Source organism: Photobacterium sp. TY1-4 (assembly GCF_025398175.1).
In the GTDB taxonomy this organism is placed as follows: Bacteria; Pseudomonadota; Gammaproteobacteria; order Enterobacterales; family Vibrionaceae; genus Photobacterium.
In genome coordinates, this window is record NZ_CP099734.1 from 1,545,438 (window position 1) to 1,563,046 (window position 17,609).

Consider the following 17,609-nt stretch of genomic DNA (forward strand, 5'->3'; position numbering starts at 1 on the left):
TCGGCCTCGACGCCAATGTAATCTGGGGGATATCGGATTGAAACTGAACCGCCCGAATGGCGAAAGTGATTCAGATGTTTTTGGAAAATTCCAGATCAATAAGTACTGTTCCATCAATCTCCTCCTGACTTACACTTCCCGTTGGCTGAAAACCGTGTCGTTGATAAAAGCGATGGGCGCGATGGTTCCCCGCCAGCGCCCATAGCTCGATTCGCTCACCCCCGAGATTGAGTAAATGTTTTTCACAGGTGTCATAGAGGCAACTTCCTATGCCGCTGTGATATCGCGTTGGTGCAATGTAAAGCGCGCTGAGTTCATAAGTTTTCGGATTGTCGTAGCCTTTGGGTTGCCCGCAGCAGAGAAAGCCAAGTAAACCGGATTGATCTTCCGCGACAAAGACCCAAGCTAATTCACGGCCAATAATGTTGGCCCATTGTTTTTCTCGATGGGCCAGCGTAAAGCGATGAATATAATTCTGGGGCATTAAACCATCGTAGGCTGCGGACCATGAAGCAACATGAATTGCCGCAATTGCATTGACGTCATCGATTGATGCTTTTCTTATTTGGTAAGGCATCCATTTCCCCGAGCACTGACGAATGCAGAATAATTCTGCTCATGAGATTCATTATTTATCGTGATCCACTTGAACACGCCACCATTTGGGCTTTTTAGAAACATAGGAATGTGCAAGGGGGCGGAGCTCTTTGCGGTTGGGTGAATCAAAGGTACCGAGTACGAGGGCGACCACCGGGGCGTCGTCAATGGCACCTAATGTGCTGCCACAAATGTCACAAAAGCTTCGGGAAGAAGCATCGGAAGAACGCCAGGTTTTTGGTTGCCCACCTGGGCCATCCCAAGTCACCTGGTCTTGATCAAATTCGACCCAGGCCTGTGTCAGGGCGCCGGAATGGCGTTGACACATTTTACATGAGCAAGTGTGGGGATTCTTGGGGGTACCCGTTGCCGTAAAGCGGATGTTGCCACACAAGCAACCGCCTTGATACGTTCTTCCCATTGATTGAACTCCAAATTTTCTGAGGTAGCCGCAAATGACATGGCTTTCCATTTATCAGCGAATGAGCACACCATGATTGCGGCTTTCCTGGTGGGTGACGGTGTCACTATTCTGTGCGTTTTGAGAGCCTTACTGCAAGTGCGCGACACATCCAATTGGACACCTAGAGTTCCCACTCTGATTGATAGGTGCGACCTTCCAGGAGTGTGCAAAGCTCTGCCATTACTTTCATTGACTTGACCAGACGAGGCCGGCGTTCATCGGTGAGGCGGCCATCCAGCCAGTGTCGGTTATGCACGTAGACATTGTAGGGGTTGATAATGCATTTGAAGTCGATCATCAGTGACGTGGCTAATGCCGAGTGCGCCATATAGCTGTGGGGTAATCCTGCGGCATTGACGAACGTCACCACCTTGTCAAAGAGGGCGCTGACATGATTTTCATCGGTCGAACCCACATATTCGATATACTTTTTGATCTCTGAACAACAGCCCCAGTTGTATGTCGGGCTGCAAAGCACCACGCCGGCGGCCTCGATCGTCAGGCTATGCAGATATTGATATTGCTCGGTTTGGTAGATGGTATCGTTGTCAAAATTTGGCACCTTGAGTTCATCTAAATCGACGAGCTTGGCATTGATCCCCATGTCGTTGAAAGCATGCTGACATTCTTGGGCCAAAATACGGCTCCTGCTGTTTGGATCCTGGCTTGAGCTGACAATTAATATGTACATTGACAATAATTCCTTTACATTTTTCTGTTGAATGCTGACGCCCAATTCATTGTTTACTGCTGATGGGTTTAGTCATGTTGATGCCTGTCGGTATTTTGTTCAGCCTCCAGGCCCTGAGGCAGACATTCATCAAGTTCCTGATTGGCTAATTGAATGCCTTCAGCGAAAGAAATTTTCCGGGCATCAGCGAGCTCTCGGCCTCTAAATTCATTTGAATAGGACCGATATTCCAGAAAATCTTTCTGCGTCATATTCCGATAAGAGATCATACGTCGCACCTTCCTTATCGTCATTTGGTGTTAAAACGAACGAATGACATGGGAAGCTTTTCATCAGGTTGCTCCCCGCTTGACTCTCTGGTGATGACACACCTCAGTTCATTCACAATAATTCGTTAATGGTGTTGACTGAGCGATATCGTTTCATGCTCTATGTTGAAGAACGTCAGAGAGTGTGCGGGTATTGTGTGCCACGTGTTTCATAAAATCAATGGGTTTCAACGGGTTAAATTGCGTGTGGGGGCGGCTGGTGCATGGCTAGGGCGCTGCAAATGAAAGGGAGAAGGTGATGACCTTCTCCCTTGGTGATGCTGGTTGCTGGTGTCAGCTTCAGTCAATCGTTACTTCAGCTTGAGTGATGAAGTACTGCCGTTGAGCAACTGTCGCTGCGGATTGACTTCAACATAGTCGATGACCTCCGAGTAACGTTGCCGTTGTACGTTCAGCTCGTCCACGACATGGTGTTCGAACTGAACGATCAGTATGCGTCGCTCCGGAATGGCATCGGTGACCGTACCGCCCAGCTTGGCAACCAGTGATTTGGCTTGCGCTTCCATCTCAGGCTTATATTTCAGGTAATAGCTGATGGCTTGCTGTTCCTGAGACTGAGTCGCTTTCGAAGATTCTCCCGGCATCGGCATTCCCCGGTTGTACGCATGGCTCGGCGCGGCGGCCAGACCTGCGGTGATCAGCAGCGAAGCCAGAACCGTTTTGTTCAGGAAGAACCCGCGAAGCAATTGCGGAGCACAATATTTTTGCATAATCCAACCTTATTGGAAGTTAATGCGCCAGCTATTCAGGGTACCGGTATCACGACGTGCGTTGTCGGACACTTTCAGCTGCCAGTTTCCTTGGGAGTCCACACCAGCGTAGTTGACCGTGAAGGTTTTCACAATGTCGTTGGCTGAGCCGCCGCTGTTGTTGTGCAGTACTACGCTGGCGCCGTTCGGTGCCACCAAGGTGACATTCAGGTCGCCGATGTAGGTGTGCGTAATATCCAGATCCACGGTGATCGAACCGGAATCGCCCGCGCGAGTCACATCGATCACGCTGGTGATGCCGCTCAGGTTGTTATCCGGAATCGCGACGGATGTGGTGTTGCTGAAGCTCTCGGCGCCTGTACCTGTGCCGTCCGGACCATTACAACCCGCATCCAGGTAAGCTTTGGCTGCCGCGGCATCGATCAGACCATAACCAGTGCGGTTATCGCGACCCGCAACATCGATATCTTCTGCGGTCGCAGTCAGCGCTTGACGGACCTGGCTGGCATTACACTGTGGATGATAGCTCCACACCAGTGCTGCAACGCCGGTGACGTGCGGTGTCGCCATCGACGTCCCGTTGTAGTACTCGTAGTTCTCGTTGGTTGTGCTGCTGACGGTGATGGCTTGACCGACAGCGTTGGCCAGATCCAGACCCAACTGACGATCAACCGAGACAGAAACCATCGGGTAGCCGTTGTTGGTATCGACCAGGAACGGGTTCTGCAGGCCGGCTAGTGCGGTATTACTGTAGACAATGGCCGCAGAAGCCCCGGCGTTGTAACAGGCTGCCACCGCGTCGACTTCCGGATAGACACCAGAAGCCTGATTGCCGATCCGCTCGGTCAGACAGACTTTGCCGCTCATATCGCCACACTGATAGTTACCGGCGCTGGTATTACAAGTCGCCAGTTCGGCAGTGATGCTGCCCGGTACAGGTGCCGGAACGTAGCTGCCATTGGTATTGATCAAGCGGTTGTGCGGAACGACGCCACGATCAAAATAGCTTTGACCGGCCAGCGAAATGTCAGCCAAGCGACCTTCGCCCAGCGTGACGGTCGACAGGATCGCTTCACCCGGCGCGGCAATTTCAACCTGATTGGTGGCTTGCGAGAAGGCCGCATGATGTTTTTGGTTATCGATGGCCGCAACAGACATGACGGAATCATAAGAAGCCGGGTAGCTGTGGGCGGTGCTGCCATCGTTACCGGCCGCCGCGATCAACAGCACGCCGTTGTCATAGTGCTGTTTCAGGGCGTTTTCTTCGGTACGGCTTGACTGACTGCCCCCGAGGCTCATGTTGATGATATTGGCGTTATTGGCGACACAGGTGTCAATCGCTTTGACCAGGCTGGAAGAGTAGCCCCAACCGGATTCATTAAACACTTTGACGATGTGCAGATTGACGTTCTGGTTTGGCAGGACACCGACAACCCCTTCGTTATTGGAGATCGCGGCAATGGTCCCGGCAACGTGCGTGCCGTGTGCATTATTATTCCCTGGCGAAGACCAGCTGCCGGTGCCGCTGTCATTGGTGCCGCTGACCTGGTTACCACTGAGATCGTTGTGGGTTAAGTCATAACCGGAGTCGATAATACAGACGGTACGGTTACCGGCATTGCTGTCGCTCAGCAGTGTGGCACCGACGAAGGTTTGTCCCCAGGGCAGGGTTTCAGACAGCAAGTAACGTGGCGGATCGATTTCCACGTATTCAACGTCCGGGTTTGATGCCAGGGTTTGAATCGCACTAGCATCCAATTCGGCGCTATATATGGCTTTTTTCCCAATTGCTTCAACGGCTTTCGCGTTGACGCGATCAAGCAAAGATTGTTGCGCCAAATGGTTTCCGGATAATGGGCTGGCACTCCTGACTGCCAAACCAGACTGCGACTGATCTTTGAATTTTACGATATATTTCACCGGCATATCCGGCTTTCCGAATCCCGCCAACTCATCGGCTGTTGCATGAGCGCCGCACGCCATGGCAGCAACAGGTAACAGGCAACGAACCATTTTAGCTGTGTTTGTCAATTTCATTCGCTCTTCCTTTTTTGAGCATTGTTATAATTCAAATCTATGATATATATTCACTTTTAATGAATAAGTGCACTTTTTTAGTGACAGAACACGTATAGCCTTTGTGTTGAGAAGATGTGAGGAAAAAACGAGATGAAGGTTAAGAAGTTGGCTGCATATCAGATATTCAACTGGAAGAGTAAACATTAACCAGATGAATATTAAGACTGATTCCTATTCAAGTAACTTTATTGTCTGAATTTCTATACGAATCAAATGCAAAAATATGCTTGATTGTCTGTAAGTTTAGTCACTTGGATGAGCGGGCAGGCCAGAGGTGGGGAATCATTGGGTAATGTCTTCCCGGCGAACGGGGCCGCCGGGGTGGGGAAAGCCGGTGTCTTCGCGTCAGCGGCGTTTGATTTTTCGCGGGATCACTTCTACCCCGGTTCGGTAGCGACCGGCCGTGGCGTTGAGCGCCAACTCCAGGGCACTGTCCGCAATCAGCTCGAACTGCTGGGGAAGCGACTGGATCTTCATCGGCAGGAAATCGAGCAGCCGGTTATCGCCAAAGGTTGCCAGGCGGGTCCGCTGCATCAATGCCGGGTTGGCAAGCAGGCAATCGAGGATCCCTTCAAACAGGGTATAAGAGGTGGCCAGAATCGCGTCGGGCAGGCAATCCTGATCAATCCAGTGTTGTACCAACTGCTGACCTTGTTCCTGACTGAAGTGATCGCCATAGGCGACCTGTGTGTTGAGATCGGGTCGGGTGGCCTGAATCGCTGAGCGGAAACCCTGCTCACGTTCAATCGAGACCCCGAGTTCAGGGACCGCGCCAATGAGTCCGATGGCGCAGATGTCATCAGCAAGCAGGCTCTGGGTGAGCTCGAACGCCCCTTCCAGATCTTCACTGATCACACTGGCAAAGATTTCATCATCCATCGCCCGGTCAATCGCAATCACCGGTACGCCCGCAGTTTGGATCTTGGCATAGAAAGGATGGTCGGTCGGCAGTGCACTCGCCACCAACAGTGCATCAATGCGGCGGCTGAGCAGGTTGTCGGCCACTTTCATCTCGGTGTCGATGTCATCATCAGAGCAGGAAATGATCAACTGATAACCGGCTTTGCGGGCATCTCTTTCCAGCAGCTTGGCCAGCTTGGCATAACTGCTGTTTTCCAGATCCGGAATGATCAGTCCGAGCGAGCGACTGTTGCCGACGCGAAGCGACGTCGCGGCGTGATCCGGGCGGAAATTGAACTCATCCACCACGGCCATGACTTTCTGCTGGGTCTTTTCACTGATCCGGTATTTCGCGGCTTTCCCGTTGATCACATAGCTGGCTGTGGTGCGGGAAACGCCGGCGAGTTTGGCTATTTCATCTAGTTTCATTCTCTGCTTTCACTGCTGACAGAATTTGTGCGGCGGATCATATAATCGCAAAGGATCCTGTGCGGAACAATTGCAATCTTAGCTGAAACCATTCAGCATGTCAGCTGAAAGGTTTCAGCAGAGCATTCGATTGAACTTAAGTTGTGCTGAAATTTTTATTTTCAACTTTTGCTGAAACGTTTCAGCTTTATGGAAACTCAACTAGACTGAAGACAGGTCGAGCCGCGAAAGGTTTTTCGCGGGTGAATCAGACAAGAGGGATAACGCATGTTGTCACTAAGACATCAGGATATACAGCTACAGCAGGCCGCCGACAATAAACAAGCAGCGATCCGAGCGTTGGCTGCTGGATTGTCGCAGAAGGGGCTGGTCGAACAAGGGTATGTCAACGGGATGCTGGCGCGCGAAGCGCAGAATTCTACCTTTTTAGGCAACGGTATCGCCATTCCGCACGGCACCACAGACACCCGTGGCCTGGTGAAGCAAACCGGGGTTATCGTCCACCACTTCCCACAAGGCGTGGACTGGGGGGATGGCAAAACCGCTTATCTGGCCATCGGGATTGCTGCCAAATCAGACGAACACTTGGGGATCCTCAAACAGTTGACCAAAGTGCTGTCGGCTGACGGCGTTGAGCAAAAACTGCAGCAGTGTGACTCCGCCGATGCGCTGATCGCGATTCTGAATGGAGAAGCCCAGTTAGAGCCAGAGCTGGAGCCGGGGCTGATCCAGCTCGCATTTCCGGCCACCGACCTGATCCAATTGATTGCCGTTGCTGCCGGAATACTCAAAAACCGTCAGTGGGTCAGCAATGAGAGCGTGGCCGATGCCATTGCCAGTGGTGCGAGCTATCTCGGTCAGGGCTTGTGGCTGGCCAAAACCGGCAAATCGGTGACGCGCACGGCGCTGTCTTTTGTAACACCGGCGCAAGCTTTTGACGTCGATGGCCAGCCGGTACGCGGGGTGTTGATGGTTGCCGCCTGTAACGGTGTGCACCTGCCGAACCTGAATGTGCTGGCGAAACTACTGTACAACCAGCAGGCCGACAAGCTGTTCAGCGCAGATGCTGAAAAAGTGGTGTCGCTGCTGAGCGAGGAGTTGCTGGAAGGGAACAGCCAGGTATTCAAGATCCGCAATGCCCATGGTCTGCACGCGCGTCCGGGGGCGATGCTGGTGAGTGTGGCCAAGAAGTTCAGCGCCAATATTCTGGTGAAAAATCTTCACGGGGACGGCAAAGCCGTGAACGCCAAGAGCCTGATGAAGGTGATTGCCCTCGGGGTGAAACAAGGCCACGAGCTGGAGTTTACCGTCCAGGGGGATGATGGCGATCAGGCGCTGGCAGCGATCGGTCTGGCGATTGCAGACGGGCTGGGCGAGGGCAGAGCATGAGCACATCGGTGAAACCAAAAGTCGTCACGGTCACCCTGAACCCGGCGCTGGATCTGACCGGCAGCCTGGCTGCGCTGGTGCCGGGCAGTGTCAACTTGGTCGAGCAGGGGAGCCTGCATCCGGCAGGGAAAGGGGTCAATGTTGCCAAGGTGCTGGCTGAGCTGGGCGCCGAAGTCACGGTCACCGGCCTGCTGGGCGCGGATAACCAAGAGCCATTTTGTCAGCTCTTTAAAGCGCTGGGCGCGGTGGATCGCTTTGTCCGTGTGCCGGGAGCCAGCCGGATCAACGTCAAGCTGGTGGAGGCGGACGGTCGGGTCAGTGATCTCAACTTTCCCGGCGTCGCCGTCACGGAAGCAGCAATTACCGTATTTGAGGAAACGCTGTTTGCGTTGGCTGAGCAGCACGAGGTGTTTGTGATTTCGGGCAGTTTGCCGCAGGGCATCTCGCCTGCACGCTGCGCCGGTTGGATCCGTACGCTGCAACAAGCCGGGAAACAGGTGTTTTTTGACAGCAGCAAAGCGGCTTTGGCGGCCGGTCTGGAAGCTGCGCCCTGGCTGGTGAAACCCAACGATGAAGAGTTGGCAGACTGGGCCGGTCGGGAGCATCTGAGCCGGGATGAAATGATGGAAGTGGCTGAGCAACTGGCCTGTCGGGGCGTAGAAAATGTGGTGGTGTCACTGGGCGCTGAAGGCGTGATGTGGCGCAACCGTGAAGGCTGGTTGCAAGGTCAGCCGCCGAAAATGAACGTGGTCAGTACCGTCGGGGCCGGGGACACCCTGGTTGCCGGTTTGTGCTGGGGCGTTCTGAATGAATGGAATAAGCAAGAGACACTGAGTTTTGCCACCGCACTGTCGGCACTGGCGGTCAGCCAGGTCGGGGTTGGGGTCGAGGATCTCAGCGCAGTGCAGGCGCTTCAGGAAAGTGTCCGTGTCTCCGGATGTCACGTGAATGCGAACAAGGAACAGAGGGTCATATCATGAGAATTTCAGTTGTAACAGCTTGCCCGAGCGGGATTGCCAATAGCATCATTGCCGCCGGTTTGCTTGAACAAGCCGCCGCCGAATTAAAGTGGGCGGCCGATATTGAATGTCAGTCATCGGTCATCTCCAGCCGTGTCTTGAGTGAGCAGCAGATCGCCGAAGCCGATTGCGTGGTGATCGCGGCCAATACTTCGGTTGATACACGTCGGTTCGTGGGGAAGAAGGTCTATGCATCCGGTATTGATGCTTGCCTTGCGGATCCCAAAACATTCCTCGAGCAGGCCGTAGCGCAGGCTCAGGACCTGCAAAAAGCGCAAGTCACGACAGTGGCATCCACCGAAATAGCCTCGGGTGCGAAGAACATTGTCGCCATTACCGCCTGTCCGACCGGGGTGGCACATACCTTTATGGCCGCTGAAGCCCTGGAAGAAGAGGGTAAGCGCCAGGGCCACAGCATTAAAGTAGAAACCCGCGGCTCTGTTGGCGCGAAAAACCAGCTGACGGCGGATGAGATTGCAGCTGCGGATTTGGTGATCATTGCGGCGGATATCGAAGTGGATCTGGCTCGCTTTGATGGCAAGAAGCTCTACAAAACCAGCACCGGGCTGGCGCTGAAGAAAACAGCCCAGGAGTTGGAGAAAGCCTTGGCGACGGCCAGTGTCTACCGCCATGAATCAGGCGCGACCCCCGAAGCTGGCAATAACACTGAAAAAACGGGTGCCTATAAGCACCTGATGACCGGGGTCTCCCACATGCTGCCACTGGTGGTGGCCGGTGGTCTGGCGATTGCGCTCTCCTTTATCTTCGGGATTGAAGCCTTTAAAGAAGAGGGCACGCTGGCCGATGCGCTGATGACGATTGGCGGTGGCTCGGCTTTCGCCCTGATGGTGCCGGTGTTGGCCGGGTTTATCGCTTTCTCCATTGCTGATCGTCCGGGCCTGGCGCCGGGCCTGATCGGCGGGATGCTGGCCAGCTCGACCGGGGCCGGTTTCCTCGGCGGGATTGTGGCAGGCTTTCTGGCCGGTTACAGCGCCAAGTTTGTCGCGGATCGTCTGAAACTGCCGCAGTCAATGGAAGCCCTGAAACCGATCTTGATCATCCCGTTGGTGGCGAGTCTGTTTACCGGTCTGATCATGATTTACATCGTCGGTGGCCCGGTGTCTGCGGCCATGACGGGACTAACCGAGTTTCTCAATAACATGGGTTCGGCCAACGCTGTGCTGCTGGGGATCATTCTGGGCGCGATGATGTGCTTCGACCTGGGCGGACCGGTCAACAAAGCGGCCTATACCTTCGGTGTCGGCCTACTGGCGTCGCAAACTTACGCGCCGATGGCAGCCGTCATGGCGGCAGGCATGGTGCCGGCACTCGGTATGGGACTGGCGACATTCCTGGCGAAGCGCAAGTTCAACGCCAATGAAGCCGAAGCGGGGAAAGCGTCCTTTGTTCTGGGGCTGTGTTTTATCTCTGAAGGGGCGATCCCGTTTGCAGCCCGCGACCCAATGCGGGTGATCCCAAGCTGCATGGCGGGTGGTGCGTTGACCGGCGCGTTGTCGATGCTGTTCGGGGCCAAACTGATGGCACCGCACGGCGGGCTGTTTGTGCTGTTGATCCCCAATGCAATCACGCCGGTGCTGATGTATCTGGTGGCGATTGCTGCGGGAACCCTGGTCACCGGCGTCACATATGCGGTCCTCAAAATAACGGAACAAGCGCAACTGGTACCAGCGCCAGCCAAGTAATGGGTCCATGGTTGAATGCGTTCGGCACAGGGTTTCGGTTTCAGTCCGTTGACTCAATCTGAGCCCGGCCGATAAAAAACGAAAGCCCCGGCATGAATTTCATGCCGGGGCATTGCCACCGCTGCCTACAGTTGATTGAGCCCGCCGAGCGGTGAGTTCATTCCCCTATACATGCACATTGTGCCAAAGCACATCAGAACTCAGTCAAGCCGACTCATCTGTTATAGTTTGTAGACATTCCGTGCGTTGAATAACAGTGTTTCCACTGTGTTTAGCGCTTTGTTATCGTTATTTATTGTTGTTGTTCCCCAAGTTTATTGTTTTGACTTGTGTTTTTATTATTCTTGTTCCACCCGAACCAGGGTTTCGCCGTCCATGATCACCAGATACGAGTGACCGGCTTCCACATTTTCCCCGCATAAACTGAAGGCCGTTAAGTTACTGCCGCTGCCGAGAAAAAGCTCCCCGGCACAGCCATTCAGGATCTGTTGGCTGGAAATCTGACCTTTTTGCACTTTGCTGCTGGCAAACATACTGCTGGTCAGCACACTGATATCGAGGTCGGCAAAACTGAAAAAGCGAATGTAGATTTTGTCCGTATCAGTCGGCTGACTGTAGCGGATCGCCGTCAGTTGAGACTCGGTATCGGCTTCAGTGTCATGCCACGAAAGGAGCCAGTATTTTTCGCCGTTGTTGGTGACCAGTGCTGACACGGTACTGAGCGCCGTCTGGCTGTTGGTCTCCATGGCACCGACATCGACCGTGAGCGGTGTGTTGGTCGTCCAGCGTTTGGTATGTCGTTGAACGGCTTCGACACTATTGCTGGCGACGCGATTGCCGGAATCAAACAAAGCGCTGCTGTCTCCACTCTGTTTGAGGAAGTAGTCCACAGCTTGCGTTGTGGTATTGATAAACGCAAAGCTGACTTCTTTTCCGGTCGGCTGATCCTGGTCTGCAGTCTGGGTGGAAGAGCCACCACCACCACAGGCGGCCACAGCCAAGATCACTCCGATTGCTAGCGCTGCCCTCATCATGTCAGGAACCTCGTTGTAATAATTTATGAAGCTCAAAGTAAGCATATTGCAAGCGCTGGTGATTTTTTGATGAATCACGGGGAGAAAAATGAGTTTTTAATAACCAACTGAATTGAAATGAAAATTAGACTCTCACTAGTGAGAATATGTGGTGAGACGGGGTTAAGATGGCGACGAGACACCGATTTTTATCCGGTTTGAGCCATATGGGTGATTGTCAAGAAGATGTGCGAGCAACCGTACAGGATGAGACGGATGTCGCACATCAAAGAGGGGTTACAGTTAAATGCCTGACTAAAACACTTGGTTATTTTGCAAGGATAAAAATGTTTCTCATTAGCACATCCGGCGTTTCAGACCGCTCATATCGAGCAGGCGGGTGGAGATTTCTTCGACCGATAATGAGGTGGTATTGAGGTACGGAATCGCTTCCCGGCGGAACATGGCCTCGACCTTATTCAGCTCGGTTTCACATTGCGCCTGACTGGCATAATCACTGTTGGCGTAGCGGCCATTTCGGATCTCAACCAGGCGTTCGGTCCCGATTGTCAGGCCATAAGTTTTGTAGCGGAACGGCTCGATGGCTGCCGGGAGTTTCAGCTTGTTCATGTCCTCGGCAATGAACGGATAATTCACCGCGCGGATCCCGAATTGCATGGCCAGATACAGGCTGGTCGGGGTTTTACCACAGCGGGAGACCCCCAACAAAATGATGTCAGCCTGCTCTAAATTGTTCAGTGAAACCCCGTCATCATGAGCCAGGGTATATTCAATGGCCGCGATGCGATCCTGGTAACTGGCGGCATCTTTGTTAATACTGTGAGAGCGATGCAGCATGGGCTTGGGCTCCATCTGCAAATCCTGTTTCAGCGGCTCGACCAGGGCGTTCAGAATGTCATAAAAGTTGGCCTGGCTTTGTTCAATGACCGCTTTGATTTCCGGCAGCACAATGGAGTAGAACACCAGGGGTTTGATCCCGGTTTCTTCATAGGCGCGATTGATTTTTCGCTGGACGTCTTGGGCACGTTCGGCAGTTTCAACGAAAGGCAGGGTCGTTTGGCGGGTCTCAATGGGAAATTGACCCAAAACTGCATGGCCAAGTGTTTCAGAAGTAATCGCTGTACCGTCAGAAACGTAAAACACATCACGAAAATTGGATTTGCGCTGCATAAAAAGTTGAATCCTTAAAAATTATCTGTAACTTAGAGGGCATTAATACTTATAACAATAACCTGACAGGGTATCTATTCTTGTTTTACATACTTTTTGTAAAACAAAATACCTCAGCGAGGCACTATTGTGACGCAGTATTTTTTTAACTGCCAGAGCAATCGTTTTCGTTGAGGAGTTGCCCACATAAACTGTTGAATCCAATAAAGGAGAGTTGCCGTGCAACAGAATGTTGTTTGGTATGACGCTTTATCAATGAACGATGTTGATAAAGTCGGTGGAAAGAATGCATCACTGGGCGAAATGGTCGCGAACCTGGCGAATGCCGGTGTAAAAGTACCAAATGGATATGCCACGACTTCGTATGCATTCAATCAGTTTCTTGAAGCAAACGATCTAAACGATCGCATCCACGATCTGCTTGATAAGCTCGATGTGGACGATGTCAGTGCGTTGCAAAAGGCTGGAGAAACGATCCGCAATTGGGTTCTGGAAGCACCGCTGACAGCTGAGCTGGAGCAAGAAATCCGTGAATGCTACAAAACGTTGGGCGAAGGGGACGACATGCTATCTGTGGCAGTCCGTTCTTCCGCAACCGCTGAAGACTTGCCGGATGCATCGTTTGCAGGCCAGCAGGAAACTTTCCTGAACGTTCGTGGCATCGATGCGGTGATTGAAGCGGTGAAACATGTATTTGCTTCGCTGTTCAACGACCGTGCAATTTCTTACCGTGTCCACCAGGGCTTTGAGCACAAAGGCGTTGCACTGTCGGCAGGCATCCAGCGCATGGTGCGCTCTGATGTCGCATCATCCGGGGTGATGTTCACGCTGGATACGGAGTCTGGCTTCGATCAGGTGGTCTTTATCACTTCATCCTGGGGTCTGGGCGAAATGGTTGTTCAGGGCGCGGTGAACCCGGATGAGTTCTACGTGCACAAACCAACCCTGGAAGCGGGTCATCCGGCGGTTGTGCGTCGTACCTTTGGTTCGAAGCAAATCAAAATGGTTTACGCTGGCGGTCGTGAGTTGGGCAAACAGGTTGAAATCCTGGACACCACCGACGAAGAGCGCAAGCAGTTCTCGCTGACGGACGCCGAAATCGAGTCCCTGGCGAAGCAAGCGATGATCATCGAGAAACACTACGGTCGTCCGATGGACATCGAGTGGGCTAAAGATGGCGTCACCGGCGAGTTGTTCATTGTTCAGGCGCGTCCGGAAACGGTTCGCTCTCGTGATGATGCAACGGTGATGGAGCGTTTCCACCTGAGCGGCGCGAGCAACGTTCTGGTTGAAGGCCGTGCTATCGGTCAGCGCATCGGTACCGGTAAGGTTCGCGTGGTGTCTGACCTGAGCCAGATGGATCAGGTTCAGAAAGGCGACGTACTGGTTGCTGACATGACGGACCCGGATTGGGAACCGGTCATGAAACGTGCCGCGGCGATTGTCACCAACCGTGGCGGTCGTACCTGCCACGCTGCGATTATCGCGCGTGAGCTGGGCATCCCGGCTGTTGTAGGTTGCGGCAATGCCACAGACACGCTGGTGAACGGTCAGGAAGTCACAGTCTCTTGTGCGCAAGGCGAAACCGGCTTCATTTATGAAGGCGAGCTGGCCTTTGAAGTACGCCGCTCTGCGGTGGACGATCTGCCGAGCCTGCCGCTGAAAGTCATGATGAACGTGGGTAACCCGGACCGTGCGTTTGACTTCGCATGTATCCCGAACGAAGGGGTTGGCCTGGCGCGTCTGGAATTCATCATCAACAAGATGATTGGTATTCACCCGAAAGCGCTGCTGAACTACAGCGAGCAGTCGGATGAGCTGAAAGCTGAAATCGACCAACGTATCGTGGGTTACAGCGATCCGGTTGAGTTCTACATCCAGAAGCTGACCGAAGGGATCTCGACACTGGCCTCTGCATTCTGGCCGAAGCGTGTCATCGTTCGGATGTCTGACTTCAAATCGAACGAGTACCGCAACCTGCTTGGCGGCGTTCACTTCGAACCAACAGAAGAGAACCCGATGCTGGGCTTCCGTGGCGCTTCTCGCTACATTTCGCCGAAGTTCGAAGATTGTTTCGCGCTGGAATGTGAAGCCATCAAACGTGTTCGTGAGCGCATGGGCCTGAAGAATGTGGAAATCATGATCCCATTCGTGCGTACCGTGAGCGAAGCGGCTGGCGTCATTGACCTGCTGGCGAAGTTCGACCTGCGTCGCGGCGAGAACGGCCTGAAAGTCATCATGATGTGTGAGCTGCCGTCGAATGCAATTCTGGCAGATGAGTTCCTCAAGTACTTTGACGGCTTCTCTATCGGCTCGAATGACATGACACAGCTGACACTGGGTCTGGACCGTGACTCCGGTGAAATTGCCCACATGTTCGATGAGCGGAACGACGCGGTGAAAGCCATGCTGTCGATGGCGATTAAAGCCGCCAACAAAGCCGGTAAATACGTCGGGATTTGTGGCCAGGGCCCATCGGATCACGAAGATCTGGCTGACTGGCTGATGGAGCAGGGCATTGATTCTGTTTCGCTGAACCCGGACACCGTGGTTGAAACCTGGTTGCACCTGGGTGAGAAACACGCATAAAAACAGGCTAACCACACTCGGTTAACTGTCTGGTCCGCACCTGCAGCTTGCTGACGAATGTCCGGCAAGACAGGTGCGGACTTTTTTGTACCTGTTATTCTACAATCAAAAATTCTAACGCAGTTATCGAGCATTTTAACAAGCTAGGATGACCCTTTATTTACTGCGATTGGTATGACTCCATTGTTGATAGTGCAAGAGACAGAAAGCCACCGGTGCAAGTAACGGAGAACAATATGTGATCCGTTTGATAATCAGGTTGCGCTCAGTTAGTATGCCTGAATCACAGTCGAGCTGATGAAGGGCGAATGAAACCAAGGATTTACCTGATACCGGGCACGATGTGCACCGCACAACTCTGGTGCCGGATCGCGCCGCATCTTGAATCTGCTGTTGAACTGATCCACCTTCCGCCGTATCAGCATGCTTCGCTCTCCGCGTATTTCAATCAATTGAACCAGTGTCTTCCTGATACCCCTGTCCATTTGGTCGGTTTTTCTTTGGGGGGCTATCTCGCGACTCGTTTTGCCACGCAGTATCCATCGCGGGTTAGACAACTGTTTGTGATTTCCAATACCCCGTGCGCCTTGGGCCAGACAGAACTCACCGCGCGACAGCAGGCGCTAGCGCTGGTAGAGCGCTATGGATACAAGGGGATCAGTCGCAAGCGCGCGGCTGATCTTCTGGATCGCAAACCTCAAGCGCGCCAGTCTGACGGACCGAGTGAGATCGGCACGGACGAAAATCGTGTGAATGAAACGGGTCCGGATCAAGCGGTGATTGACATCATCATTGAAATGGATCGCGTGCTGGGTGAGCAGACCTTCAAGCTGCAACTACAGACAGCCTCGGCGCGGCAGGATCTGATGGCGGATCTGCTCGCGGCTGAGTTGTCCACCTCGTTTTACTATAGCGAAGGAGACCCGCTGCTCAACACTGATTGGTTGCAGCGGCTCGAAACCCAAACGCGTGATGGACGCTGCCATTTATTACCTACACCAGGCCGCGGGCATATGCTGCCGCTGGAAAAGCCGCACGAGCTGGCAAAGCATTTGCTCGACTGGTTATCCCTGAAAGCCTGACGTACTTGATTTGACCTGGTCCTGGGGTTTCTCCGGGCGATGTGCTGGTTGTGTCGATGGCCTGACGCTGAATAACATCAGTGTCAGTTTTATGATTTGTTTTACAAGGAGTTTACATGTACCGATCGGCATTGCAGTTTTTTCGGGGAGAGGGCGGACGTTATTTTTTCATCAATGGCTTTACGGCGTTGGCGTTCTCTTTCATTTTGCCGATCATGAGTCTGTTCCTGGTCAAGCAGCTTGGCCTGGATCCGAGCTATATCGGCGTGTATACCGTCAGTGTGGCTGTTTCGGGGATGGTGATCAGCCATCGCTTGGGAGCGCTGTCCGATCGGGGTGTTGCGGATAAAAAGCTCTTTTTGTTCGGCGTCTCAGGGATTGCGGCGGCGGCAGTGGGGTTCTCGTTGGCGACTGCGTTCTGGCAGGTGTTGCTGACCGGCGTGCTGTTCATGGGGCTGGGCAGTGCGTCGATCCCGATGATCCTGGCGATGATCCGGCGTTATGCTGAAAGCTCAGGACAGGACAGCACCCGGATTAATTCGCAAATGCGATCTTCAGTCTCCTTGGTGTGGATCATCGGCCCGGCGCTGGCGTTTGCTTCGGTGGAGCATTTGGGGTTTCAGGGAAATTTCTTTTTGGCCGGGACGATTGCGGTATTGGTGGGGCTGTATGCCTGGCAGGGGATATCCGGTGAAAGCCGTCACCGAACACAGCCGGTACTTCCGGCACTTGAACCGAAGACGCCGGATACCGCGCAAATCGGGAGGCGTGAGACCACACGGTTACCTAAGCGGGTTTGGATCCTCGGGATGGTCATTTTTTTGGCCAATATCGCCAATAGTACCTATATCACCAGCATTCCGCTGTATCTGACCGAGACGCTCGGGATGTCGACGTCTTTCCCCGGGATCCTGATTGGGCTGACGGCTGCGTTTGAAATCCCGGTGATGCTGTTGTCAGCGCGCTGGGCCAGCCGGTACGGTAAGCGTCCGGTGATCCTGTGCAGTTTTGTGCTGGCGGCTGTGTTTTACACCGGCCTGCAACTGGCCGAAACGCCAATGGCATTTGTGGTACTACAGGTCTTCAATGGCCTGTTCTTTGGGATATTTGTTGGCCTCGGGATCAGCCTGCTTCAGGATGAAGCGCCGGCGCATGTCGGGAAAGCATCCGCGTTCTACACCAATGCGATGGCGGTTGGCACTATGGCCGGCACATCATTAATGGGCGTGGTTGCGGGAGCTTTTGGCTATCAGCAGGCCTTGTTGATTAGCCTGGGCGCGATTTCACTGGCGTTTGTCCTGCTGCTGGCCATTGAGCTTCGGGCACGGCGGATGCAGTCGCAGCAAATGTGTCCTGCGCAGTGTGCTTCCCGTTAGCTTTGCTCTCCAATAGCGCCAGGCTTCTCGATAGCGCTGAATCGATGTT

The 17,609-nt window shown here is 53.4% G+C and carries 15 protein-coding genes; 6 read left to right on the top strand and 9 right to left on the bottom strand.

Annotation, left to right across the window (positions count from 1 at the left end; translation table 11 throughout):
- Window positions 1-70: 70 nt before the first annotated feature.
- The 7 genes from NH461_RS07275 to cra form a co-directional block, all read right to left on the bottom strand.
- A complete protein-coding gene (locus tag NH461_RS07275) occupies window positions 71-577 on the bottom strand; it encodes a GNAT family N-acetyltransferase (protein ID WP_261602571.1) in 507 nt (168 codons plus the stop codon).
- Between the two features lie 51 nt (window positions 578-628).
- A complete protein-coding gene (locus NH461_RS25815; RefSeq protein ID WP_410000098.1) occupies window positions 629-1,069 on the bottom strand; it encodes a GFA family protein in 441 nt (146 codons plus the stop codon).
- Window positions 1,070-1,181: 112 nt separating this feature from the next.
- Window positions 1,182-1,751 carry an NADPH-dependent FMN reductase gene (locus tag NH461_RS07280; protein WP_261602572.1) on the bottom strand — a complete coding sequence of 190 codons (570 nt, stop codon included), beginning with the start codon at window positions 1,749-1,751 and terminating at the stop codon, window positions 1,182-1,184.
- 68 nt (window positions 1,752-1,819) lie between these two features.
- A complete protein-coding gene (locus NH461_RS07285; RefSeq protein WP_261602573.1) occupies window positions 1,820-2,020 on the bottom strand; it encodes a hypothetical protein in 201 nt (66 codons plus the stop codon).
- A 350-nt stretch (window positions 2,021-2,370) separates the two neighbouring features.
- Complete coding sequence (locus tag NH461_RS07290) at window positions 2,371-2,790, bottom strand: hypothetical protein (protein WP_261602574.1); 420 nt, start codon at window positions 2,788-2,790, stop codon at window positions 2,371-2,373.
- A gap of 9 nt (window positions 2,791-2,799) precedes the next feature.
- Entirely contained in the window at window positions 2,800-4,827 is a 2,028-nt protein-coding gene (locus NH461_RS07295) for a S8 family serine peptidase (protein WP_410000099.1), read from the bottom strand.
- Between the two features lie 387 nt (window positions 4,828-5,214).
- Window positions 5,215-6,198, bottom strand: a complete 984-nt coding sequence (gene cra, locus NH461_RS07300) for a catabolite repressor/activator (RefSeq protein ID WP_261602575.1) — start codon at window positions 6,196-6,198, stop codon at window positions 5,215-5,217.
- Between the two features lie 267 nt (window positions 6,199-6,465).
- On the opposite strand from cra, the gene fruB reads away from it, so the two are divergent.
- The 3 genes from fruB to fruA are packed head-to-tail and all read left to right on the top strand — an operon-like array spanning window position 6,466 to window position 10,309.
- Complete coding sequence (gene fruB, locus NH461_RS07305; RefSeq protein ID WP_261602576.1) at window positions 6,466-7,587, top strand: fused PTS fructose transporter subunit IIA/HPr protein; 1,122 nt, start codon at window positions 6,466-6,468, stop codon at window positions 7,585-7,587.
- Window positions 7,584-8,567, top strand: coding sequence for a 1-phosphofructokinase (gene pfkB, locus NH461_RS07310; RefSeq protein ID WP_261602577.1), 984 nt, complete (start codon window positions 7,584-7,586; stop codon window positions 8,565-8,567). Before fruB ends, pfkB begins: the two co-directional genes overlap by 4 nt.
- Window positions 8,564-10,309: a PTS fructose transporter subunit IIBC gene (gene fruA, locus NH461_RS07315; RefSeq protein ID WP_261602578.1), complete on the top strand. Its 1,746-nt coding sequence runs from the start codon at window positions 8,564-8,566 to the stop codon at window positions 10,307-10,309. Before pfkB ends, fruA begins: the two co-directional genes overlap by 4 nt.
- Before the next feature lie 338 nt (window positions 10,310-10,647).
- On the opposite strand, the gene NH461_RS07320 is transcribed toward fruA, so the two are convergent.
- Together NH461_RS07320 and NH461_RS07325 are read right to left on the bottom strand one after the other, a co-directional pair.
- Window positions 10,648-11,343, bottom strand: coding sequence for a hypothetical protein (locus NH461_RS07320; RefSeq protein WP_261602579.1), 696 nt, complete (start codon window positions 11,341-11,343; stop codon window positions 10,648-10,650).
- A 336-nt stretch (window positions 11,344-11,679) separates the two neighbouring features.
- A complete protein-coding gene (locus NH461_RS07325; protein ID WP_261602580.1) occupies window positions 11,680-12,513 on the bottom strand; it encodes a pyruvate, water dikinase regulatory protein in 834 nt (277 codons plus the stop codon).
- A 219-nt stretch (window positions 12,514-12,732) separates the two neighbouring features.
- Here NH461_RS07325 and ppsA point away from each other — a divergent pair, with 219 nt between their 5' ends.
- The 3 genes from ppsA (at window position 12,733) to NH461_RS07340 (ending at window position 17,560) form a co-directional block, all read left to right on the top strand.
- Window positions 12,733-15,102 (top strand): phosphoenolpyruvate synthase, encoded by a 2,370-nt coding sequence (gene ppsA, locus NH461_RS07330; RefSeq protein WP_261602581.1) that lies wholly within the window; start codon window positions 12,733-12,735, stop codon window positions 15,100-15,102.
- A gap of 308 nt (window positions 15,103-15,410) precedes the next feature.
- The gene (locus NH461_RS07335; RefSeq protein WP_261602582.1) at window positions 15,411-16,184 is read left to right on the top strand and encodes an alpha/beta fold hydrolase; all 774 of its coding nucleotides are present in this window, start codon (window positions 15,411-15,413) and stop codon (window positions 16,182-16,184) included.
- 116 nt (window positions 16,185-16,300) lie between these two features.
- Window positions 16,301-17,560 carry a sugar efflux transporter gene (locus NH461_RS07340; RefSeq protein ID WP_261602583.1) on the top strand — a complete coding sequence of 420 codons (1,260 nt, stop codon included), beginning with the start codon at window positions 16,301-16,303 and terminating at the stop codon, window positions 17,558-17,560.
- Window positions 17,561-17,609 lie beyond the last annotated feature (49 nt).